Annotated in this window: 23 protein-coding genes; 16 read left to right on the forward strand and 7 right to left on the reverse strand. The window is 62.7% G+C overall.

The window, feature by feature from the left end; translation table 11 throughout:
* Positions 1-183 precede the first annotated feature (183 nt).
* The 3 genes from pgsA to ACR3EK_RS16865 are packed head-to-tail and all read left to right on the forward strand — an operon-like array spanning position 184 to position 1,549.
* Complete coding sequence (gene pgsA, locus ACR3EK_RS16855; RefSeq protein WP_170342342.1) at positions 184-852, forward strand: CDP-diacylglycerol--glycerol-3-phosphate 3-phosphatidyltransferase; 669 nt, start codon at positions 184-186, stop codon at positions 850-852.
* A 3-nt stretch (positions 853-855) separates the two neighbouring features.
* On the forward strand, positions 856-1,101 hold the full coding sequence (gene moaD / locus ACR3EK_RS16860) for a molybdopterin converting factor subunit 1 (RefSeq protein WP_170596161.1): 246 nt from the start codon (positions 856-858) through the stop codon (positions 1,099-1,101).
* Positions 1,102-1,105: 4 nt separating this feature from the next.
* The gene (locus ACR3EK_RS16865) at positions 1,106-1,549 is read left to right on the forward strand and encodes a molybdenum cofactor biosynthesis protein MoaE (protein WP_480633972.1); all 444 of its coding nucleotides are present in this window, start codon (positions 1,106-1,108) and stop codon (positions 1,547-1,549) included.
* Between the two features lie 4 nt (positions 1,550-1,553).
* Here the strand turns inward: ACR3EK_RS16865 and ACR3EK_RS16870 are convergent, their stop codons facing one another.
* From ACR3EK_RS16870 to ubiA, 3 genes are all read right to left on the reverse strand, one after another.
* The gene (locus ACR3EK_RS16870; protein ID WP_093963571.1) at positions 1,554-1,874 is read right to left on the reverse strand and encodes a hypothetical protein; all 321 of its coding nucleotides are present in this window, start codon (positions 1,872-1,874) and stop codon (positions 1,554-1,556) included.
* Between the two features lies 1 nt (position 1,875).
* On the reverse strand, positions 1,876-3,795 hold the full coding sequence (locus ACR3EK_RS16875) for an OmpA family protein (protein WP_170359987.1): 1,920 nt from the start codon (positions 3,793-3,795) through the stop codon (positions 1,876-1,878).
* A 65-nt stretch (positions 3,796-3,860) separates the two neighbouring features.
* Entirely contained in the window at positions 3,861-4,823 is a 963-nt protein-coding gene (gene ubiA, locus ACR3EK_RS16880; RefSeq protein WP_480633973.1) for a 4-hydroxybenzoate octaprenyltransferase, read from the reverse strand.
* A 12-nt stretch (positions 4,824-4,835) separates the two neighbouring features.
* Between ubiA and ACR3EK_RS16885 the strand changes: the two genes are divergently transcribed.
* From ACR3EK_RS16885 to pheT, 7 genes are all read left to right on the forward strand, one after another.
* The gene (locus ACR3EK_RS16885) at positions 4,836-5,561 is read left to right on the forward strand and encodes a 16S rRNA (uracil(1498)-N(3))-methyltransferase (RefSeq protein WP_480633974.1); all 726 of its coding nucleotides are present in this window, start codon (positions 4,836-4,838) and stop codon (positions 5,559-5,561) included.
* Positions 5,561-6,409, forward strand: a complete 849-nt coding sequence (locus tag ACR3EK_RS16890; protein ID WP_480633975.1) for a GNAT family N-acetyltransferase — start codon at positions 5,561-5,563, stop codon at positions 6,407-6,409. The genes ACR3EK_RS16885 and ACR3EK_RS16890 overlap by 1 nt, the downstream gene beginning before the upstream one ends.
* Positions 6,406-6,933 (forward strand): hypothetical protein, encoded by a 528-nt coding sequence (locus tag ACR3EK_RS16895; RefSeq protein WP_480633976.1) that lies wholly within the window; start codon positions 6,406-6,408, stop codon positions 6,931-6,933. Before ACR3EK_RS16890 ends, ACR3EK_RS16895 begins: the two co-directional genes overlap by 4 nt.
* 77 nt (positions 6,934-7,010) lie before the next feature.
* Positions 7,011-8,381: a glutamate--cysteine ligase gene (locus ACR3EK_RS16900; protein ID WP_480633977.1), complete on the forward strand. Its 1,371-nt coding sequence runs from the start codon at positions 7,011-7,013 to the stop codon at positions 8,379-8,381.
* 112 nt (positions 8,382-8,493) lie between these two features.
* Positions 8,494-9,561, forward strand: coding sequence for a Hint domain-containing protein (locus ACR3EK_RS16905; protein ID WP_480633978.1), 1,068 nt, complete (start codon positions 8,494-8,496; stop codon positions 9,559-9,561).
* 73 nt (positions 9,562-9,634) lie between these two features.
* On the forward strand, positions 9,635-10,708 hold the full coding sequence (gene pheS / locus ACR3EK_RS16910) for a phenylalanine--tRNA ligase subunit alpha (RefSeq protein WP_093963563.1): 1,074 nt from the start codon (positions 9,635-9,637) through the stop codon (positions 10,706-10,708).
* 74 nt (positions 10,709-10,782) lie between these two features.
* Entirely contained in the window at positions 10,783-13,179 is a 2,397-nt protein-coding gene (gene pheT / locus ACR3EK_RS16915) for a phenylalanine--tRNA ligase subunit beta (protein ID WP_480633979.1), read from the forward strand.
* 46 nt (positions 13,180-13,225) lie between these two features.
* Here the strand turns inward: pheT and ACR3EK_RS16920 are convergent, their stop codons facing one another.
* Positions 13,226-14,110 (reverse strand): LysR family transcriptional regulator, encoded by an 885-nt coding sequence (locus ACR3EK_RS16920; protein WP_480633980.1) that lies wholly within the window; start codon positions 14,108-14,110, stop codon positions 13,226-13,228.
* 84 nt (positions 14,111-14,194) lie between these two features.
* Between ACR3EK_RS16920 and ACR3EK_RS16925 the strand changes: the two genes are divergently transcribed.
* Together ACR3EK_RS16925 and ACR3EK_RS16930 are read left to right on the forward strand one after the other, a co-directional pair.
* Positions 14,195-14,827: a class I SAM-dependent methyltransferase gene (locus tag ACR3EK_RS16925; RefSeq protein WP_480633981.1), complete on the forward strand. Its 633-nt coding sequence runs from the start codon at positions 14,195-14,197 to the stop codon at positions 14,825-14,827.
* Positions 14,828-14,916: 89 nt separating this feature from the next.
* Complete coding sequence (locus tag ACR3EK_RS16930) at positions 14,917-15,366, forward strand: YtoQ family protein (RefSeq protein ID WP_093963775.1); 450 nt, start codon at positions 14,917-14,919, stop codon at positions 15,364-15,366.
* Positions 15,367-15,414: 48 nt separating this feature from the next.
* Here the strand turns inward: ACR3EK_RS16930 and ACR3EK_RS16935 are convergent, their stop codons facing one another.
* Positions 15,415-16,113, reverse strand: a complete 699-nt coding sequence (locus ACR3EK_RS16935) for a glutathione S-transferase family protein (protein ID WP_480633982.1) — start codon at positions 16,111-16,113, stop codon at positions 15,415-15,417.
* Between the two features lie 214 nt (positions 16,114-16,327).
* On the opposite strand from ACR3EK_RS16935, the gene ACR3EK_RS16940 reads away from it, so the two are divergent.
* Positions 16,328-17,134: a mechanosensitive ion channel family protein gene (locus ACR3EK_RS16940; RefSeq protein ID WP_170367577.1), complete on the forward strand. Its 807-nt coding sequence runs from the start codon at positions 16,328-16,330 to the stop codon at positions 17,132-17,134.
* An 88-nt stretch (positions 17,135-17,222) separates the two neighbouring features.
* Here the strand turns inward: ACR3EK_RS16940 and ald are convergent, their stop codons facing one another.
* Positions 17,223-18,341: an alanine dehydrogenase gene (gene ald / locus ACR3EK_RS16945; RefSeq protein ID WP_170438523.1), complete on the reverse strand. Its 1,119-nt coding sequence runs from the start codon at positions 18,339-18,341 to the stop codon at positions 17,223-17,225.
* 135 nt (positions 18,342-18,476) lie between these two features.
* On the opposite strand from ald, the gene ACR3EK_RS16950 reads away from it, so the two are divergent.
* Entirely contained in the window at positions 18,477-18,935 is a 459-nt protein-coding gene (locus ACR3EK_RS16950; RefSeq protein WP_093963556.1) for an Lrp/AsnC family transcriptional regulator, read from the forward strand.
* 150 nt (positions 18,936-19,085) lie between these two features.
* Complete coding sequence (ppk2, locus tag ACR3EK_RS16955) at positions 19,086-20,003, forward strand: polyphosphate kinase 2 (protein WP_170360005.1); 918 nt, start codon at positions 19,086-19,088, stop codon at positions 20,001-20,003.
* 70 nt (positions 20,004-20,073) lie between these two features.
* On the opposite strand, the gene rpsU is transcribed toward ppk2, so the two are convergent.
* Positions 20,074-20,280, reverse strand: coding sequence for a 30S ribosomal protein S21 (gene rpsU / locus ACR3EK_RS16960; RefSeq protein ID WP_005614280.1), 207 nt, complete (start codon positions 20,278-20,280; stop codon positions 20,074-20,076).
* Between the two features lie 111 nt (positions 20,281-20,391).
* Here rpsU and ACR3EK_RS16965 point away from each other — a divergent pair, with 111 nt between their 5' ends.
* Positions 20,392-21,084 (forward strand): COQ9 family protein, encoded by a 693-nt coding sequence (locus tag ACR3EK_RS16965; protein WP_170367580.1) that lies wholly within the window; start codon positions 20,392-20,394, stop codon positions 21,082-21,084.
* Positions 21,085-21,143 lie beyond the last annotated feature (59 nt).

Genomic DNA, 21,143 nt, shown 5'->3' on the forward strand with positions numbered 1-21,143 from the left:
TCTTTCCTGATGTGCCGATACCCGCGCAACCTGACCCGTTCTTCGCGCCGCGCCAAGGGGGAAACGGTCGTCGATCCTCCGCCTGCGACGGTCTGACCTGTCGTGGTCCAAACACCTGTGTTCTTGGCAGTTTTTTGTCGTGCCGTCTTTTCTGTTCCCGGCCATGGTTGTAGGGTCCAGCGCATGAAGTGGAACCTGCCGAATATTCTGACTTTGCTGCGCCTACTGGCCGCGCCCGGCCTGGCGGTGATGTTTCTGTATTTCACACGGCCCTACGCGGATTGGTTCGCGCTGATCCTGTTCCTGTCGGCGGCCATAACCGATTGGTTCGACGGCTATCTGGCGCGCGCGTGGAAGCAGGAAACCAAGATGGGCGCGATGCTGGACCCGATTGCCGACAAGGCGATGGTGGTGATCGCACTGATGATCCTGGTCGGCTATTCGACCGAGCACTGGACGCCCTGGCTGGTGCTACCCGCCACCGTGATCCTGTTCCGCGAGGTCTTCGTCTCGGGCCTGCGCGAGTATCTGGGCGACGTGGCCGGAACGCTCAAGGTCACCAAGCTGGCCAAATGGAAGACGACCGCGCAGATGGTGGCGATCGCCGTGCTGTTTTCGCAGGGCATTTTCGAGCACTATTTCGTCATGTCCACCTTCGGCATGGATGCCGCGCTGATCGACCAAATCCTGTCGGGCCAGGTCGAGGACATCTCGGGCCTGCAATGGAAGCTGGATGGCATGTTCTGGTCGGGCCGCATCGGGTTGTGGCTGCTGTGGATCGCGGCGACGCTGACATTGATCACCGGCTACGACTACCTACGTAAAGCCATGCCCCATCTGAAGGAGGGCTGACGCATGGATGTTCTGTATTTCGCCTGGGTCCGCGAGCGGATTGGCGTACCGAAGGAAAAGGTCGAAACCACCGCAGCTACGGTCTCCGATCTGGTGGCCGAACTCAGCGCCCGCGAAGACCGCTATGCCGCGGCCTTTGCCGACCTGTCGGCCCTGCGGGTCGCGCTGGATCAGGAACTGTCGGATTTCGACGCGCCCCTGGTTGGCGTCCGCGAAGTGGCCTTTTTCCCGCCCATGACCGGCGGCTAGGGCGATGCGGATCTCCGTCCAGCAAGAACCGTTCGATCTGGGGGTCGAGGCCAATGCCTTTGCCGCGGGCGACACGGCCAATGGCGCCATCGTCACCTTTACCGGCGTCGTGCGCGATCTGGCCCAGAGCGATCTGGCCTGCATGGAGATCGAGCATTATCCCGGCATGACCGAACGCGCCATCGCCAAGATCGCCGAGGAAGCCAAGACCCGGTGGTCGCTGGGCGACGTGCTGGTGATCCATCGCCATGGCCGGCTGGCCCCGGGTGACCGGATCATGATGGTCGCAACGGCAGCCCCGCATCGCAAGGATGCGTTCGAGGCTGCAGAATACCTGATGGATTACCTGAAATCCCGCGCCCCGTTCTGGAAGAAGGAAATCACAGGTTCGGGCGCCGAGTGGGTTGCCGCCAAGGACAAGGACGAGGACGCGCTGTCGCGCTGGTAGGCGCTCAGTCGGCGTTGTTGATCCGGCCGCGCAATTCCTCGGCTTCCTGGCGGGCGGCGCGCAGCCCGTCCATGGCCGCGGCCAGCTCGGCCTCGGTCTGGGTCAGCTGATTAGTCAGCTCGGCCTCGCGCTGCTGCAGATAGGTGATCGCCTGATCGCGGGTTTCCTCAGCCTCGTGCAGCTCCTGGCTCATGCGGTCCAGATCAGCCACGTCGGATTGGCGCACGCGCGACAGGCGGTGCACCAGCCAGTTGGCGAACCAGCCCATGCAGAAGGCGGCGAACAGGATGACGGCGGTGGCGATGATGAATTCGGTTCTGTTCAACTTACTGGTCCCCTGCATCCGTTTCGGATGCTTCTTCTTCTGTTGGCGCAGGTTCGGTTGCGCTTGTCTGGGTCTCCAATGCTTCCAGACCGGTTTCCTGATTGGCGACCGGCTCGGGCCGGATCAGCCGGAATTCGATGCGCCGGTTTTTCTCGCGCCCGTCTTCGGTGTCATTGTCTGCAATGGGCTGCGTTTCACCGTAGCCTGCGGCCGAGTAGCTTTTCGTCGGCACCCGGCGGGCGCGCAATTCGTTCAGGATGGACTGGGCGCGTGACTGGCTCAGTTGCTGGTTCATCTCTTCACGGCCCTGGCTGTCGGTATGACCCTGGATTTCAATCCGGATCGGTCCGCATTCGCGCAGGATCTCGGCAATCTGGTTCAGACTGTCGCGGGACTCTGATGAAACCGTAGCCGATCCGGGCTCGAACGTGATTTTGCGGGTTTCCTGAACCTCGGCGATGCGACTTTCGCACTGCTCGGGGTCTGGCAGCGCGTCTTCGGGTTCGGGCGGGGGCTGATAGGTGATCGACAGGTCAAAGTCCTGCGCATCGCCCAGCTTGTCGGACAGCAGGCCCGCGATCTGTGCCTTGGCGTCTTCATCATGGCTGACGCCTGTCAACTCGACCTTGTCAGGCGTTACGGTCAGCACGCCGTTGTTCAGCCAGGACAAGGATTCCAGCCCCGCCAGAACGCGTACGGGCCAATCCTGCGGCATCTGGTCGACCACGCGGGCGGCACTGTGAACCTGATCGGATCCGAAGGCAGCCCGGGCGTAGCTGTCGATCATGTCGCGCTGCAAATCGTCGCCCAGACGGCCGCGCAATTGTACCAGGCCTTCCGGGCTGCGGGTGGCGGTGAATTCCACAGGTCCGGCCTGTTCGTTGTTTTCTGGTTCGGGCAGAACCGCGTGCAGGGCGAACACTTCGGGCAGGGCGTTCTCCAACTCGCCCACGACCTTGTCGAATGTGGCCGGGCTGGTGTTCGGTTCAGCAATCAGCGTGATGTCGGCATCCGACATCGTGACCGATCCTTGCCCGATCTCGGACAGAGCCCGAATACTCAGTTCAGCGGCCTGTGCCCATCGGGGCGATGGCACACCCAGGCCGATCGTGCAGGTATAGGGCCCTGACAGGCCGGCATCCTGCGCGGCCGCTACAATGGTGTCGCGCGCCTTTTCATCCTGTGCCGAACAGGCGTCGAACTGTCCGCCATCTTCCGAAATCAGGTAGCGCAGGGTGAACGGAGTGATCACCGGGCGCGGTGCCGAAATCGCCAGACCGATGCGCAAGCTGGGCGGCGCGGCGCGTGTCAGCTCTTGTTCCAGCCGTTCTTTTTCCTGCTGGCTGTCGGCGATGGCAGTGATCTTGACCAGGTCGGGGCTGGCGGAAACCTTGGCCCGCGGCAGCTTGGACAGGGCAAGGATGGCATAGGATATCGCGTCGTCCCAGCCTTTGGGTTTCTTGTAGTCTGCGGTCTCAAGCAGGTCCGACACCCGCGCCTGCGGGTCTAGCTTCTGCAGCCGGGCCATCAGTGCGTTGCGATCCACGCTGGCCGGAACCAACCCGATCACGGAAATGCCGCTGTCGTTCCGGAGAATTTCGGCCGAGAATTTGGGCGGAGTCAGGTCAGCCGTCGGGGCAATGTCCATCTCGTCGATCACCCGAGAGGTGTCGACCTGTGTACCGGCCGCGGTCAGCGCGTTGAATCGGGTGGCCTCGTCCGGGGCAGTACCGGTCAGGACAACGCGCAGCCCATCCGCCTGCACTTCGGCCCACTCGTGGCCCTGCATGCTCAGTGCATTTCGAACGGCAGTTTCCGAGGTTTCTTCGATCTTGGTCACCGCGAATCCGGCGGCCAGCAGACAGACCCCCGCCGACACGACAAAGATCAGGGCTGATGTCAGGAAATACGGCAAGCGCATGAGCGGTTTCTTATCTCCTCGGGCCATTGGGCGGGACTCTTACAGGCACCGGTACCGAGGTGCAATCAGAGGAGCAATGCGACGCAAAGGAAGATGAGCGGAATAAGGCCGGTGTCCCGGTTGGCGCGAAACAGCTGCAGCAGTTTCGCGTTGTCTTCGATGTCCAGCCCGCGCAGTTGCCACGCCATGTGCCACCCCATTGCCCAAGGTCCACCGATGGCCACGACCAGCGCCAGCACGCTGGCATTGGGCAGCGCGGCCTCGACGATGGCCAGCCCCATCAGCGCCACGGTCGCCACAAGGAAATACTTCAGCCATTTCGCGGTGTCGGTCCCGAACAGACGCGCGGTGGACTTGATGCCGATCAGCTCGTCATCCTCGGCGTCCTGGTGGGCATAGATCGTGTCGTAGAACAGCGTCCAGGCGATACCGGACAGGTACAGCAGGATCGCGGGCCATTCGACCGTGCCGCGATGCGCCGCCCATGCCAGCAGGGCGCCCCAGTTGAAGGCCAGCCCCAGAAACACCTGCGGCCACCAGGTGAAGCGCTTGGCATAGGGATAGATCGTCACCGGCAGCAGCGACAGGACACCCATCGCGATGGCCGCCTGGTTGAAGGTCAGCAGGATCGCCAGCGCCAGAAGGCATTGGATGCCCATCCAGATCACCGCCTGCCGCACGCTGACCTGACCCGAGGGGATGGGCCGCGAACGCGTGCGTGCGACCTGCGCGTCGAACTTGCGGTCGGTGATGTCGTTCCAGGTGCAGCCCGCGCCGCGCATCAGAAAGGCCCCGGCCGCGCACCCCACGGCAATCCACAGATCGCCCCACCGCGGCTGACCGTCATGAAGGATCGCCAGCGCCAGGCCCCACCAGCACGGGATCAGCAGCAGCCACGTCCCGATCGGCCGGTCCGCGCGCGACAGCCGCAGATAGGGGCGGGCAAAGGCCGGGGCGCGGGTATCGACCCAGTTGCCGGTAACGGCGTCGGCGACCTGACCGTCTGGTGTTGGGGCATTGCCTTGCATATGTAGGGTCTCATGAGTGCGAAGATCAGGCTGTATGTAGATCACCCTTTGGGTGCGGGGCAATCGGTTCCTTTGACGCGCGAGCAGGCCCATTACCTGTTCGGCGTGATGCGTCTGGCCGTGGGTGGGGAGGTGGCCCTGTTCAACGGCCGTGATGGCGAGTGGCTGGCGCAGGTGGCCGAGGCGGGCAAGCGGGGCGGTGTTCTGAGCTGTCTTGAACAGACCCGGCCACTGCAACTGCCGCCGGACCTGTGGCTGCTGTTTGCCCCGATCAAGAAGGCGCGGACCGATTTCATCGTCGAAAAGGCGGCCGAGATGGGAGCCGCCAAGATCATGCCGGTGCAGACCGCCTTCACCAATTCCGAACGCATCCGCCAGGACCGGCTGCAGGCCCACGCGGTCGAGGCGGCCGAGCAATGCGGCGGCACCTTCGTGCCCGAGGTCTGCGACCTGCAGCGGCTGGACAAGCTGTTGGACAACTGGCCCGACGGCCGCCAACTGATGTTCTGCGACGAGGCCGAGGCCGGGTCGGCCCTGCGCCTGGCCGCGCAGGACAAGGGCCGGCCCTGGGCCATCCTGATCGGCCCCGAGGGCGGGTTCTCCGATGCCGAGCGCCAGCGGCTGAAGGATCTGCCGTTCACGCATGTGGTCAGCCTGGGGGCGCGCATCTTGCGGGCCGATACGGCGGCGGTGGCCGCGATGACCCTGTGGCAACAGGCGCTGGGGGACTGGTCCTGATGTGGCGGCTGGCGCAGCAACAGGACGTTCCGGCGATCGAACGGTTTCTTCTGGACCATGTGCAAAGTTCGATGTTCGCGCTGGCCAACCTGCGAGAGTTCGGCCTGAACGCACCTGCACCGCGCGCGATGAGCATGTGGATGCTGGGCGACCCGCTGCGCGGCGTGTTCGGCATCACCAACGAAGGCATGATCCTGCCGCAATGCCCGGATGTTTCCGATGCCGACCTGGCCGCGGCGGCAGTTCTGATCCGCGACCGCCGGATCATGGGGCTGGCGGGCGAGGCTTCGCAAGCCCGCCGGTTTCTGCGACAGGCCGGATGGCAGGACCGCGCCGCGCATCTGAATCGGGATGAGCCCTCCTTTGCGCTGGACCTGCGCGACCTGATCGTTCCGCAAGCGGAAAACGCAAGGCTGGTGCCGCTTTCGGATGGGGATCGGAGCCTGTTGATCCGCTGGCGCGAGGCCTATCATCTGGAATCCTTGGGCACCGACCCGGGCATGGCCCACGCGGCAGCGCAGAAGGACATCGACGGATATATTCAGCGCGACTCCCACCGGCTGCTGATGGTCGATGGCCAGCCCGTCAGCATGACGGGCTTCAATGCCACGCTGCCCGAGACCGTCCAGATCGGTGGCGTGTTTACCCCGCCCGCGCTGCGCGGTCGGGCCTATGCCCGCACCGCCGTTGCCCTGCATCTGGCCGAGGCGCGGGCCGCCGGAGTGCGCAAGGCCGTTCTGTTCGCGGCTTCAAACGCCGCCGTGCGTGCTTATGTTGCTATTGGGTTTGCCCCTGCCGGGACCTTTTCACTGGTCCTGTTCAGCGATCAGATGGAGGCCGCGTCATGAGTTTCATCCGACCCGAAGCCAAACTGGCCCTGTGGCGCTGGCGCGAGGTGCTGGCCGCCGGGTTCGTTCTGATCCTTGGCCTCAGCTGGATTGGCGGTCCGGGCGGGTTGCTGGGCTGGCTGGGCTGGGTGCTTGTGCTGGTCTCGGTCGCGCTGGCCGTGATCGGCGTACAGCGCGCGCGGTTCCGGCTGGGCGCGGGCGGGCCGGGCGTGGTGTCGGTGGATGAAGGGCAGATTGCCTATCTGGGGCCGCTGGAAGGTGGCATCGTCGCCACCCGCGAAATCGAGAGCCTGACTCTGGACCCTACCGCCAGCCCCGTGCATTGGGTGCTGGAACAGCCCGGCCAGCCGCCGCTTCACATTCCCGTGAATGCCGAAGGTGCCGAGGCACTGTTCGACGTGTTCTCGGCCCTGCCGGGGCTGCGGACCGAGCGGATGCTGTCGGAACTCAAGGGCGGGGCGTCGCATCCGGTGGTCATCTGGGAACGCCACCCCTCGCGCCCGGCACACATCCGGTTGAATTGACGGTGCATTGACACCGGGGGAGATTGCGACCACCACTGACCCCCACGACTCGACACTTCAGGATCGGAGCACGGTTCATGTCCATTCCTCAGTCCGGCGGCGGGCCGATCGAACGCCACGAACAACTGGCCGAATACCTGGCCGATGGCTGCAAACCCAAAAGCGAATGGCGCATCGGGACCGAGCACGAGAAATTCGGCTATTGCAAGGACACGCTGAAGCCGCTGCCCTACGAAGGCGAACGCTCGATCCTGGCGGTACTGCATGGGCTGCGCGACGGGCATGGCTGGACCCCCGTGGAAGAGGCGGGCAAGCTGATCGGGCTGGAAAAGGACGGGGCCAACGTCTCGTTGGAACCGGGCGGGCAGCTGGAGCTGTCAGGCGCTCCGCTGGAGACCATCCACGAGACCTGCGACGAGGTGAACGCGCATCTGCGCGACGTGAAGGACATCGCCGATAAGATCGGCGTAGGCTTCATCGGGCTGGGCGCCGCACCGATCTGGAAGCATGAGGACATGCCGCTGATGCCCAAGGGCCGGTATGTCCTGATGAATGACTACATGGAAAAGGTCGGCGACATGGGCCGCGCCATGATGCGCCGGACCTGCACGGTTCAGGTCAACATCGATTTCGGGTCCGAGGCGGACATGGTGCAGAAGCTGCGCGTGGCGCTGGCCCTGCAGCCGGTGGCGACCGCGCTGTTTGCCAACTCGCCCTTCTTCGAGGGCAAGCCCAACGGCCACAAAAGCTGGCGCAGCTACATCTGGCGGCATCTGGATGACGCGCGCACCGGCATGCTGCCCTTCGTGTTCGAGGACGGCTTCGGGTTCGAGCGCTATGTCGAGTACGCTTTGGATGTGCCGATGTATTTCGTCTATCGCGACGGTAAATATATTGACGCCCTGGGCATGTCGTTCCGCGATTTCCTGCAGGGCAAGCTGCCCGCGCTGCCGGGCGAGACGCCAACGCTTTCGGATTGGGCCGACCACCTGACCACCGCTTTCCCCGAGGCGCGGATCAAGAAATTCATGGAAATGCGCGGGGCCGACGGCGGCCCGTGGCGCCGTCTGTGCGCGCTGCCCGCCTTCTGGGTGGGGCTGACCTATGACCAGTCCGCGCTGGATGCCGCATGGGATCTGGTCAAAGGCTGGGACGCCGAAACCCGCGAGGGGCTGCGCGTCGCCGCGGCCCGGGACGGGCTGCAGGCGCAGGTCGGCGGTATTAACATGCACGATCTGGCGCGCGAGGTGGTGGCCATCGCCGAGTCTGGCCTGAAGGCGCGGGCGCGGCCGGGTGCAGGCGGGCTGGTCCCGGACGAGACCCATTTCCTGAACGCGCTTAAGGAAAGCATCCAGTCCGGCAAGGTGCCGGCCGACGAGCTGCTGGAGCATTACCACGGCGACTGGCAGGGCGATCTGACGCGGATCTACCCCGAATACAGCTACTGACCGCGACCTGTTGCAATTAGGGGCCTGTTAGCCACATTCCCGGATCGCGCCTTGTTCGGCGGCGGCGTTTGCGCGATACATTCGGGTCAGGTTTTCCGGTCGTGGTGCTTTCATGGCGCGTATCAGTGAGTTGCATTATTCCAATGCCTATGCCGCGAATTCGGGCGTGTCCGAATTCTTGGAGGTGTCCCTTCGCCCCGGCGAAGATCCGGCGGATTTCACCGTGTCCTTCTATCAGGCGAACGGGCAGGTTGGGATCGAGATCCCACTCAACGATCCCTCCGTTCAGGTCACCGTCGACCCCGACAACAACGAGATCGTCTATGTCATCTCGGCCGATGATTTTCCGATCTTCCTGACCGATCCGGATGGTGGCGGCCCAACCAATTACGAAGCCTATGCGCTGACCAACACCGCCACGGGTGAGGTAATAGATTTCTACGACATCGGTGGCGGCACGCAGAACATCGTCGCGGTTGACGGGTTGGCGGCCGGGGAAACTTCGGTCAACCTGCCGGTGCTGGTCGGGCCGAACCAGACCACGACGACCCTGCAGTTCAATCAACCCGATCCTAACACGCTGACCTATGGCCCCTTGTCGCCCGGGGATACCGGGGCCGCCTGTTTCACGGCCGGAACCCTGGTGGATACCCCCGAGGGGCCGCGCCGGATCGAGACGCTGCAGCCCGGCAATACGGTCCTGACCGTCGATGACGGCCCCTGCCGGGTTCGCTGGATCGGCGGCCGCACGGTGCGCGGCGTGGGTCGTTTCGCGCCGGTGCGCATCCGCGCGGGTGTTCTGGGCGCCAAGACGGACATTCTGGTTTCGCCCCAGCACCGCGTTCTTGTCGGCGGCTGGCAAGCCCAGCTTCTGTTCGGCGAGGATGAGGTTCTGGTCCCCGCCAAATCGCTGGTCAACGGCGATACCGTCACCGTGCAGCCCTGCGACATCGTCCGCTACGTCCACCTGTTCTTCGACCGGCACCAGCTGGTCACCACATCGGGCCTTGTGTCCGAGAGCTTCTTTCCGGGGCAGGAGGCTCTCTCGGGGCTGGAGCAGGAGGCCGCGCGCGAACTGTTTGCGCTGTTCCCCGAACTGCAGACCAATCCGCAGGGCTATGGCCCCACGATCCGCCCGGTCCGGTGTGATCGACAGGCAGCGGTTCTGCGCGCGACCTGATCGCGCGGCCCGGCCCTCTTGCTTTCGCGCGCTGCTGTGATAGCAGGACAGCAACAGAATTCAGGGGACCGTCATGGACGATCTTAAGGCAAAATACCTGGGTCAGATAGCTGACGCAGGCGACGAAAGCACGCTGGAAGCGATCCGCGTGGCCGCGGTGGGCAAAAAGGGCGAAGTGGCGCTGAAGATGCGCGAACTGGGCAAGATGACGCCCGAGGAACGCCAAGTCGCCGGCCCCGCGCTGAACGCGCTGAAGGACGAGATCAATTCGGCGCTGGCCGCCAAGAAGGCCGCATTGGCCGATGCCGCGCTGGATGAACGTCTGCGGACCGAGTGGCTGGACGTGACCCTGCCCGCGCGCCCGCGCCGTCAGGGCTCGATCCACCCGGTCAGCCAGGCCACCGAGGAACTGACCGCGATCTTTGCCGAGCTGGGCTTCTCCGTCGCCGAAGGTCCCCGGATCGAGACCGACTGGTACAATTTCGACGCCCTGAACATCCCCGGCCACCACCCCGCGCGGGCCGAGATGGACACGTTCTATATGCACCGCGCGCCGGGCGACAATCGCCCGCCGCATGTGCTGCGCACCCATACATCGCCGGTTCAGATCCGCTCGATGGAGAAGCAGGGCGCGCCGATCCGCGTGATCTGCCCGGGCGGTGTCTATCGCGCCGACTATGACCAGACCCACACGCCGATGTTCCACCAGGTCGAAGGGCTGGCCATCGACAAGGACATCTCGATGGCGAACCTGAAATGGGTTCTGGAAGAATTCGTCAAGGCGTTCTTCGAGGTCGACGATGTCGAACTGCGCTTCCGCGCCTCGCATTTCCCGTTCACCGAACCCTCGGCCGAGGTCGATATCCGCTGTTCTTGGGAAGGCGGCCAGCTGAAGATCGGCGAGGGCGACGACTGGATGGAGATTCTGGGCAGCGGCATGGTCCACCCCAAGGTGATCGCCGCCGGCGGGATCGACCCCGAGGTCTATCAGGGCTTTGCCTTCGGCATCGGCATCGATCGTCTGGCGATGCTGAAATACGGCATCCCGGATCTGCGGGCGTTCTTTGATTCCGACCTGCGCTGGCTGCGCCACTATGGGTTTGCGGCGCTGGACATGCCCAACCTGCATGGTGGCTTGTCACGATGAAATAGCGTGGGGCTTGCCCTGCTGCCCAAGAGAATTCGGCGGGCTGGCCCGCCTTACCGGACAGGAAAACAGAAATGAAATTCACCCTCTCCTGGCTGAAAGACCACCTGGACACCGACGCCTCGGTTGATGAGATCGCCGAGGCGCTGACCGATCTCGGGCTCGAGGTCGAAGAGGTCATCAACCCGGCCGACAAGCTCAAGGATTTTACCCTTGGCTATGTGAAACATGCCGAGAAACACCCCGATGCAGACAAGCTGCGCGTCTGCAAAGTGGACACCGACGTGGGCGAGTTGCAGATCATCTGCGGCGCCCCCAACGCGCGCGAGGGCATCACCGTCGTGGTCTGCAAGCCGGGCATGTATATCCCCGGTCTGGATCTGACGATCAGCGTTGGCAAGATCCGCGGCGTCGAAAGCTTTGGCATGATGGCGTCCGAGCGCGAGCTGGAACTGTCGGACGAACATGACGGCATCATCGAGCTGCCCTCGGGCGAGGTGGGCCAGCGGTTCGTCGACTGGCTGGCCGAGAACGACCCCGCCAAGATCGACCCGGTGATCGAGATCGCCATCACTCCCAACCGCCCCGATGCGCTGGGCGTTGCAGGCATCGCGCGCGATCTGGCGGCGCGGGGTCTGGGCACGCTGAAGCAGCGCGACTATGCCCCAGTGCCGGGGGATTTCGAAAGCCCGATCAAGGTGACGATCGACGACGACACGCTGGATGGCTGCCCGCATTTCACCGGCCGCCTGATCCGCGGCGTCAAGAACGGCCCCAGCCCCCAATGGCTGCAGGATCAGCTGAAGGCGATCGGCCTGCGTCCGATCTCGGCCCTGGTGGATATCACCAACTACATGACGTTCGACAGCAACCGCCCGCTGCACGTCTTTGACGCCGACAAGGTCAAGGGCAACCTGCGGGTGCACCGCGCCAAGGGCGGCGAGAAACTGGTGGCGCTGGACGAAAAGGAATACACTCTCCAGCCCGGGATGATGGTGATTTCCGACGACAACGGCCCGGAATCCATCGCCGGCATCATGGGCGGGCAAGAGACCGGCTGTACCGAGGACACGGTGAACGTGTTTTTGGAAAGCGCCTTCTGGGATCATGTCCAGATCGCGCTGGCGGGGCGCGCGCTCAAGATCAACTCGGACGCGCGGTACCGGTTCGAACGCGGGGTCGATCCGGCATACACGCTGGAAGGGTTGGAGCACGCGACCCAGATGATCCTGGACATCTGCGGCGGCGAGGTTTCGAAGGTCGTCGAGGCTGGCAAGGCGCCGGACCATTCGCGCGCCTATCGGCTGGATGCGGCGCGGGTGCAGTCGCTGGTGGGCATGGACATCCCCGAAAGCGAGCAGCGCCAGACCCTGACCCGGCTGGGTTTCCGTCTGGAAGGCGACATGGCCCATGTGCCCAGTTGGCGCCCCGACATCCAGGGCGAGGCCGATCTGGTCGAGGAGGTCGCCCGCATCGCCTCGCTGACCAAGCTGCAGGGCAAGCCGCTGCCGCGTGTCACGGATGGTATTCCCAAGCCGGTCATGACCCCGGCCCAGCGGCGTCAGTCGATGGCGCGGCGCACCTGCGCGGCGCTGGGGTACAATGAATGCGTCAGCTATACTTTCATCGATCAGGCTTCGGCCGCGCTGTTCGGTGGCGGCGACGACGCGACGATGCTGGAAAACCCGATCTCGTCCGAGATGAGCCACATGCGCCCCGACCTGTTGCCCGGCCTGTTGCAGGCCGCGGCGCGCAACCAGGCGCGCGGCTTTGCCGATCTAGCTCTGTTCGAGGTCGGCCCGGTCTTTCATGACGGGGAACCCGGCGAGCAACGCACCCAGATCGCAGGCCTTCTGGTCGGGCGGACCGGACAAAAGGATGTGCACGGCGCCGCCCGCGCGGTCGACGTGTTTGACGCCAAGGCCGATGCGGAGGCCGTGCTGGCCGCCATAGGTGCCCCCGCCAAAGTGCAGATCCTGCGCGATGGCGACGCCTGGTGGCATCCGGGCCGTCACGGCAAGATCTGCCTGGGCCCCAAAAAAATGCTGGGCGTGTTCGGCGAACTGCATCCGCGCGTGCTGCAGCAGTTGGACATCAAGGGCCCGGCCGTGGCCTTCACCATCTGGCCGGACGAGGTGCCGCTGCCGCGCAAATCCGGCACCACCCGCTCGGCGCTGGAACTGCGTGACCTGCAGGCGGTCGAGCGTGACTTTGCCTTTGTCGTCGATGCCGATGTCGAGGCGCTGACGCTGGTGAATGCCGCCGCCGGCGCCGACAAGGCGCTGATCGAAGAGGTGCGCGTGTTCGATGAGTTCATCGGCGGCAGCCTGGGCGAGGGCAAGAAATCTCTGGCCATTACCGTCCGGCTTCAGCCGACCGACAGCACGCTGAAGGAAAAAGACATCGAGGCGGTGGCGGAAAAGATCATCGCCAAGGTCACCAAGGCCACCGGCGGCGTTCTGCGCGGTTGAAGCGGCTCTAACCCGAAGAGACACGCGCGCCGATGGTGCGCGTGTTTCAGTTTGCGAAGAAATCCGCCAGCAAGTCAAAGACCAGCCGGATGCGGCGGCTGGTATGCAGTTCGCGATGGGTGGTCAGCCAGATCGGGAACCGCAACGGCTCCATGTCGGGAAGGACGCGCTCCATACCGGGTGTGGCATCGCCAACCGGCTCGGACATGGGCGCGATGCCAAAGCCCTGCCGGGCAAACTCCCACGAGACGATGCCGTTCTGCGACCCCAGGCGGAAGTTTTCTTCGGTCAGATGCAGGCCGATCGGTTCGAAATAGGCGATCATCTGCGCGGTGTCGCCGAAACTGATGAACGCGTGCCGGGACAGGTCCGACAGGGACTTGGGGCGTCCAGCGCGGTTCAGGTAGGCGGTGGCGGCATAGAAATGCCCGTCGGCCTCCTGCACCAGTTTTGCGATCAGGTCGGGCTGGTCGGGGCGGACATGGCGGATGGCGATATCCGCCTCGCGCCGCATCAGATCGCGAATGTCGTTCGCGGCGATCACGTCGATCCGCAGTTTCGGAGCCTGCGCGCGGATCTGGCGCAGCAGATCCGGCAGGATATAGGCCGACATCACGTCGCTTGCGGTGATCCGCACCTGCCCCTCGATCGACTGCGCCTGACCGGACGCCGCCAACGCAATGCGATCTGCGGCGGCGCCCATGGTCCGGGTGTGCTCCAGAAGTTCGATCCCGGCGGTGGTGATCTGAAGTGATCGGCCGACCCGTTCGAACAGCATCACGCCCAGGTCGGATTCAAGCGCGGCGATCTGGCGGCTGAGGGTCGGTTGGGTCTGGTCCAACCGTCGTGCCGCCGCCGAAAGCGAGCCGGTCTCGGCTGTGGCCAGAAAGGCGCGGATATGGTTCCAGTCGAATTTGCGAGGATCATCCATGCAAGAATGTATAAGGATTCTGCGAATTTCGGCAATTCACCTTTGAAACGCGTATCACTAGCTTGCGCTCAAAGGAGAGCCGACATGACCGCCACAGCCAAATTCTGGGACGGAATCGCCGAGAAATACGCGAAATCCCCGATCCGGGACATGGAGTCCTATGAGCACACGTTGCAACGCACGGTGTCCTATCTGAAGCCGACCGATCAGGTGCTGGAACTGGGCTGCGGAACCGGGCGCACCGCGCTGCGGCTGTCCGGCCATGCGGATACGATCACGGCGAGCGATGTCTCTCCGGGCATGTTGGCCGTGGGCCGCAGGTTGGCGCAAGAGGAGCAGATCGAAAACGTTGTCTTTGTCGAGGCCGACGCGAACCGCCCCCCGAATTGGGCCTATGATGTGGTGATGGCGTTCAATCTGCTGCACCTGATCCGCGATCTGGAGGCGACGCTGGCCGGGCTTCATGATGTGTTGAAACCCGGCGGTCTGTTCATTTCAAAAACGCCCTGTCTTGCCCAGGGTGGATTGGGGTTCAAGTTCGGTTTGCTGAAGCTGGTGCTGCCGGCCCTGCAGCTTTTGGGCAAGGCGCCATTCGTCAGCCAATTCGACATCAAGACGCTGGAAACGACCATTGAAAAGGCCGGGTTCGAGATCATCGAATGCGGGAATTTCCCGGCGAAACCGCCCTCTCGCTATCTGGTGGCCCGCAAGCTGTGACGCCAACGCGGCATCGGCAGGCAACTTCCGCATTGGGCTTTGCGTGATTGGACAGTAAACAGGGCCAGAAGCAAAATGCGGAGGCTGCAATGGGTTTGAATGTCTACCTGTCGGGCGAGATCCACACGGATTGGCGCGAACAGATCATCGAAGGCGCGCAAGGGCTGGACGTCACGTTCAACAGCCCAGTGACCGATCATGCGGCCAGCGACGATTGCGGTGTCGCCATTCTGGGGGCCGAGCCGAACAAGTACTGGCACGACCACAAAGGCGCGATGGTCAACGCGATCCGTACCCGCAAGGGGATAGCCGATGCCGACGTCGTCGTGGTGCGGTTCGGGGACAAGTACAAGCAGTGGAATGCGGCCTTCGACGCGGGCTATGCCGCGGCCCTGGGCAAGTCGATCATCGTGCTGCACGGCCCCGAGCATCAGCATGCGCTGAAAGAGGTCGATACCGCCGCGTTGGCGGTGGCCGAGGAGCCCCGCCAGGTGGTCGAGATTCTGCGCTATGTGCTGACCGGGAAACTGCCCGGTTGATGGAACGGAATGCCGACGCCGCTTGCAAGGCGGCGACGGCGTGATCCCTTACCCGCGCGGAGGCGTGACCAGACCCTTTTGAACCGCGGGCCGGTCCAGGAACCGGTTCAGATAGGCGATGGTGTTGCGATGATCGTCCCAGCCGACCAACTCTTTGGCGCCGTAGAAATCAAGGCCGCGCAGCCACGGGGCCAAAGCGATATCGGCAATTGAGTACTCACCGGCGATCCAGTCCTGCCCGTGCAACTGGGTCTCGACGACATTCAGCAGCCGTTTGGCCTCGTAGATATACCGCTCGCGCGGGCGCGGGTCTTCGATCGCGCTGCCGGCGAACTTGTGGAAGTAACCCAGCTGCCCGAACATCGGACCCACGCCGCCCATCTGGAACATCAGCCATTGCGTGATCCGATACTTGTCGGCCGTGTTCTGGCCGAGGAACTTGCCGGTTTTCTCGGCCAGGTACAGCAGGATCGCACCACTTTCGAACAGCGCCAAGGGCTGTCCGTCCGGGCCGTCAGGATCGATGATCGCCGGAATCTTGTTGTTTGGGTTCAGCGACAGAAACTCGGGGCTTTTGACGTCGGCGTCTGACAGGGTGACCTTGTGCGCCTCGTAGGGCAGGCCTGTTTCTTCGAGCATGATGGACACCTTCACGCCGTTCGGCGTCGGGAAGGAATAGAGTTGGATCCGCTCCGGCGAATGCGGGGGCCATTTGGTCATGATCGGGAAGGTGGCGGTGTCCAGCATGGCAAGCTCCTTGTTCGGGTACTATTGCAAGCTAGGCATTCAGGGGCGGATTGTTAGATGGCGGTCTGTGCAACCCCGGGCAGCGACTGTTTGCTGAAGCACAGCGGGGAAATCCGGGACATTTCAAACCTAGACCTGTGCGGTTTTATCGCCCAATGTTGAGGAAACCCCGCGCAAAAGTCGCGGGTTTGTTGCTGTTGGAAAGGAGACGCCCGTGGATGAGGTCGTGACGCAGGTAGGGGCATTTGCCCCATTGATCATGAGCGCGGTCAAAGCCCTGATCGTTCTTGTTGTCGGCTGGATAGCCGCTGGCATGATCGCAGGGATCGTTCGCCGCCGAATTAATTCGACCCCGCAAATCGATCCGACTTTGGGGAATTTCGTTGCCAGCACCGTCAAATGGGTGATCCTGGCCATTGTCCTGGTTGCTGTGCTTGGCATCTTCGGAATCGAAGCGACGAGTATCGTTGCCATTCTGGGTGCCGCTTCGCTGGCCATCGGCCTTGCGCTGCAGGGCACGCTCAGCGATCTAGCCGCAGGTGTGATGCTGGTGGTTTTCCGGCCATACAAGCTGGGTCAGTTCGTGGATATCGGTGGGACAGCCGGCACGGTGAAGGACCTGAACCTGTTCACGACCGAACTGGTCACGCCCGATAATGTGCAGATCATCGTTCCCAACGGTCAGGCCTGGGGGTCGATTATCACCAACTACTCGGCCCACGACACGCGGCGTGTCGATCTGGTGTTCGGGATCGACTATGGCGACAGTGCGGATGCGGCCATGAAGATCATTCTGGATGTGGCCAAGGCGGACAAGCGCATACACTCGGACCCCGAGCCCTGGGTGCGTGTGACCAACTTGGGAGACAGCTCGGTAGACCTGACCGCGCGGTTGTGGTGCGCGGCCGCCGACTATTGGGACGTCAAGTTTGATCTGACCAAGGCCGTCAAGGAAGCGTTTGACAGCAAGGGCATTTCGATTCCCTACCCGCACTCGGTGGAAATCCACAAAGAGGGCTGAACGCTCCCACCCGTCCGTTGGGCATTGGAAATGCCCTTCTCCGGTTGGGCCAAGCGCCGCGCAGATGCGCGGCGCTGTTGCGTTTCGATCAGGCCTTGACGACCATTGCGGGCGAGACCACGTCGATCCCGAGCGCTTTGCCTACGGCGTAGTAGGTCAACTGGCCGGCGTGCACGTTGAGGCCCGCCAGAAGGTGGGGATCGTCCTGACATGCCTGTTTCCAGCCCTTGTCGGCCAGCGCCAGCATGAACGGCATCGTTGCGTTCCCCAGCGCGATGGTCGAGGTCCGTGCCACCGCACCCGGCATATTGGCCACGCAGTAGTGCATGATGCCATCGACCTCATAGATCGGATCGGCGTGCGTCGTTGCCTTGGAGGTTTCGAAACAGCCGCCCTGGTCGATGGCAACGTCGACAAGCACCGCGCCCGGCTTCATGGTCGACAATTGCTCGCGGGTGATCAGTTTCGGGGCGGCTGCGCCCGGGATCAGAACGGCCCCGATCACCATATCCGCCGACTGGATCAGCTCGGCCGTAGCACCGGCGGTCGAGTACTGGTTCTTGAACCGGCCACCGAAGACGTCATCCAGATAACGAAGGCGCGGCAGCGAACGGTCCAGAACGGTCACATCAGCGCCCATGCCCGCCGCCACCTGAGCCGCATGCGTGCCAACGACGCCGCCACCGATCACGACAACCTTGGCCGGGCCCACGCCTGGGACGCCGCCCATCAGAACGCCGCGCCCGCCATTGGCTTTTTGCAGGGTCCACGAACCCACTTGCGGTGCCAGACGCCCTGCGACTTCGGACATCGGGGCAAGCAGCGGCAGACCACCGTTGGAATCCGTCACCGTTTCATAGGCGATCGCCGTGCAGCCCGAGGCCAGCAGGTCGTGGGTTTGCTCAGGGTCGGGCGCGAGGTGCAGGTAGGTGAACAGCAGCTGGCCTTCGCGCAGCATCTTGCGCTCGATCGCTTGCGGTTCCTTGACCTTGACGATCATGTCGGCGGTCGCGAACACCTCTTCCGCGGTGTCCACGATGCGGGCGCCTGCGGCAACATAGGCGTCGTTGTCAAAGCCTGAACCCAGCCCGGCGCCGGTTTCGATGATGACCTCGTGACCACGGGCAACCGCTTCCTGCGCGGCGTTCGGGGTCATGCCGACGCGGAATTCCTGCGGTTTGATTTCCTTTGGGCATCCGATTTTCATGGGGCTCTCCATTCATAAACTGCACAAATTATGTGCAGAAAGCGGCGCAATTTCTGTGAAACTCGGTGCGCAACTGCGCTAATATGTGGGAAAATTTTCGATGAAATGAGAAAATCTTGCAACGGATGTGCGTGAATGTCACTTGATGCGACTGACCGAAAGATTCTGGCGGCCCTTCAGCGCAAGGGGCGTATGTCGAACGCGGAACTGTCCGAGCAGGTCAACCTGTCACCGTCGGCCTGCCATCGCCGGGTCCAGCGGCTTGAGGCGGAAGGCTATATCCGGGATTATGTCGCGCTGTTGAATGCGCGCAAACTGGGGGTGCCGACAACCGTATTCGTCGAAATCACATTGCAGGGTCAGGCCGAGGAGGTGCTCGAGGCCTTCGAGCGGGCGGTCCGGCGGATTCCAGACGTTCTGGAGTGCCACCTGATGGCCGGGTCGGCTGATTATGTCCTGAAGGTGGTCGCCGAAAACACCGAGGATTTTGCGCGCATCCACCGCCAGTATCTGTCGCGCCTGCCCGGAGTTGCGCAAATGCAAAGCTCGTTCGCCCTGCGGACCGTTTTCAAGACGACAGCACTGCCTGTCTGACGCTGGTGCGGCAGTCTTGCCGATGCGGTTGTATCTGCCGTTGAGCCGGTTCAATATTGGCCTTCGGGGCGGGAAAAAGGTCGGCATGACATTGGCCGGTTACACGTACCCGATATGGTCCGAGACTGTTGAAAGATAAGGAGCAGGCCCTTGGCTGAAGACTATGAGAACACAGTCGACGATTGGCTGGAAGCCGAGTTGCAGGACACGCTGGACGAGGATTTTGAGATCGAGTTCAGTGAACCCATGCTGTCGATGGAGGTCCGCAAGATCTATCGCGAACAGCATCCTGAAATGCTGGATCGCAAGGTCTATTTCCGCAACCTGTTGCGCCTGCAGGCCGAACTGATCAAGGTTCAGGACTGGGTGCAACATACCGGCGCCAAGGTTTGCATCCTGTTCGAAGGGCGCGACAGCGCTGGAAAGGGCGGGGTAATCAAGCGGATCACCCAACGGCTGGACCCGCGGGTTGCACGTGTCGTTGCTTTGCCGGCCCCCAGCCGGCGCGAGCAGAGCCAGTGGTATTTTCAACGCTATGTGCCGCATTTGCCGGCGGCGGGTGAGATCGTTCTGTTCGACCGGTCGTGGTACAACCGGGCGGGCGTTGAACGGGTGATGGGCTTCGCCACCGAGGCCCAGGTCGAGCAGTTCTTTCAGGACGTTCCCGAATTCGAGCGCATGTTGGTTCGGTCGGGGATCATCTTGCTGAAATACTGGTTCTCGATCACGGACGAAGAACAGCAACTGCGCTTTCTGATGCGAATCCACGATCCGATGAAGCAGTGGAAACTGTCACCGATGGACCTGGAATCGCGGATCCGCTGGGAAGACTATACCAAGGCCAAGGAAGATATGCTGTTCCGAACCAACATTCCCGAGGCCCCCTGGTACATTGTCGAAGGCAACGACAAAAAGCGGGAAAGGTTGAACTGCATGGAGCATATTCTGACCAAGATTCCGTACGAAGAGGTGCCCCACGAAAAGGTCACTCTGCCGGATCGGAAATACAATCCCGAGTATGAACGGCGGGTTCTGCCGGACGAATTGTACGTACCCAAGATCTATTGAAACGACAAACCCCCGGGCGATGCCTCGGGGGTCGTCAAATAGTGTCATCCAAAGCTGGACGAGGAAGATCTTAGAGCAGACCTTCGCGCTGGGCTTTCTTGCGTGCCAGTTTACGGGCACGGCGGATCGCTTCAGCTTTCTCGCGCGCTTTTTTCTCGGACGGTTTCTCGAAATGTTGCTTCAGCTTCATTTCACGGAACACGCCTTCGCGCTGCAGCTTTTTCTTCAGGGCACGAAGCGCCTGATCGACATTGTTGTCGCGAACACTAACCTGCATGTGGTTGTCACCACCTTTCTAGATAGAGTTGCAAGGAAATTGCAGGAGTTGGCCGTATAGCAAAGCGGACCTAACTTGTCTAGTACTGGGCCCAACAGTCGGAGGACCGCCATGACCGTGACCTATGAAGATGCAAAACAGCAATTGCTGGACGCAATTCTGACCCATGTTCCTTTTGATGGTTGGTCCGAAGAGAGCTTTCGCGCGGCCATTGCCGACTGCGATCTGGACGAAGGTCTGGCCCGTGTCATCTGCCCGCGGGGCGCCGTGGATTTGGCGCTCGCATTTCACGCCCGCGGGGACGCCGAGATGCTTGAACGGCTGAAGTCCGAGGACCTGAGCGATCTGAAGTTCCGCGACAGGATTGCCGCCGCAGTGCGCTTCCGCCTGCAGGCTGTCCCCGACAGGGAGGCGGTGCGACGAGGTGTGACTTTGTTTTCGTTGCCGTCATATGCAGCAGATGGCGCCAAAGCGGTCTGGGGCACCTGTGACTTGATCTGGGATGCGCTGGGCGACACTTCGGATGATGTCAACTGGTACACCAAACGCGCAACACTGTCGGGTGTGTATTCCTCGACGCTGTTGTTCTGGTTGGGCGATGACAGCCCGGACCACCAGCGGACATGGGAATTCCTGGATCGCCGCATTGCGGATGTGATGCAGTTCGAAAAGCTCAAGGCGCAGGTGAACAACAATCCGCTGTTGAAACCGTTCCTTGCGGTTCCCAACTGGCTGGCAAGTCAGGTCCGAGCGCCAGTCAGGATGCGAGCCGATCTGCCGGGTCTTCTGAACCCGCGCAAGTAACCGCCTGTTGCTGCTGGGCCTTTCCCGATTCGCCTGATACCCATTGCGCAAAGGAGTTT

Source organism: Ruegeria sp. BC8 (assembly GCF_056535705.1).

Bases quoted from the DNA above. Each gene is read 5' to 3' on its own strand.
- pgsA (WP_170342342.1), top strand. From the start codon at position 184: ATGAAGTGGAACCTGCCGAATATTCTGACTTTGCTGCGCCTACTGGCC.
- moaD (WP_170596161.1), top strand. From the start codon at position 856: ATGGATGTTCTGTATTTCGCCTGGGTCCGCGAGCGGATTGGCGTACCG.
- ACR3EK_RS16865 (WP_480633972.1), top strand. From the start codon at position 1,106: ATGCGGATCTCCGTCCAGCAAGAACCGTTCGATCTGGGGGTCGAGGCC.
- ACR3EK_RS16875 (WP_170359987.1), bottom strand. From the start codon at position 3,795: ATGCGCTTGCCGTATTTCCTGACATCAGCCCTGATCTTTGTCGTGTCG.
- ubiA (WP_480633973.1), bottom strand. From the start codon at position 4,823: ATGCAAGGCAATGCCCCAACACCAGACGGTCAGGTCGCCGACGCCGTT.
- ACR3EK_RS16885 (WP_480633974.1), top strand. From the start codon at position 4,836: ATGAGTGCGAAGATCAGGCTGTATGTAGATCACCCTTTGGGTGCGGGG.
- ACR3EK_RS16890 (WP_480633975.1), top strand. From the start codon at position 5,561: ATGTGGCGGCTGGCGCAGCAACAGGACGTTCCGGCGATCGAACGGTTT.
- ACR3EK_RS16895 (WP_480633976.1), top strand. From the start codon at position 6,406: ATGAGTTTCATCCGACCCGAAGCCAAACTGGCCCTGTGGCGCTGGCGC.
- ACR3EK_RS16900 (WP_480633977.1), top strand. From the start codon at position 7,011: ATGTCCATTCCTCAGTCCGGCGGCGGGCCGATCGAACGCCACGAACAA.
- ACR3EK_RS16905 (WP_480633978.1), top strand. From the start codon at position 8,494: ATGGCGCGTATCAGTGAGTTGCATTATTCCAATGCCTATGCCGCGAAT.
- pheS (WP_093963563.1), top strand. From the start codon at position 9,635: ATGGACGATCTTAAGGCAAAATACCTGGGTCAGATAGCTGACGCAGGC.
- pheT (WP_480633979.1), top strand. From the start codon at position 10,783: ATGAAATTCACCCTCTCCTGGCTGAAAGACCACCTGGACACCGACGCC.
- ACR3EK_RS16920 (WP_480633980.1), bottom strand. From the start codon at position 14,110: ATGGATGATCCTCGCAAATTCGACTGGAACCATATCCGCGCCTTTCTG.
- ACR3EK_RS16925 (WP_480633981.1), top strand. From the start codon at position 14,195: ATGACCGCCACAGCCAAATTCTGGGACGGAATCGCCGAGAAATACGCG.
- ACR3EK_RS16930 (WP_093963775.1), top strand. From the start codon at position 14,917: ATGGGTTTGAATGTCTACCTGTCGGGCGAGATCCACACGGATTGGCGC.
- ACR3EK_RS16935 (WP_480633982.1), bottom strand. From the start codon at position 16,113: ATGCTGGACACCGCCACCTTCCCGATCATGACCAAATGGCCCCCGCAT.
- ald (WP_170438523.1), bottom strand. From the start codon at position 18,341: ATGAAAATCGGATGCCCAAAGGAAATCAAACCGCAGGAATTCCGCGTC.
- ACR3EK_RS16950 (WP_093963556.1), top strand. From the start codon at position 18,477: ATGTCACTTGATGCGACTGACCGAAAGATTCTGGCGGCCCTTCAGCGC.
- rpsU (WP_005614280.1), bottom strand. From the start codon at position 20,280: ATGCAGGTTAGTGTTCGCGACAACAATGTCGATCAGGCGCTTCGTGCC.
- ACR3EK_RS16965 (WP_170367580.1), top strand. From the start codon at position 20,392: ATGACCGTGACCTATGAAGATGCAAAACAGCAATTGCTGGACGCAATT.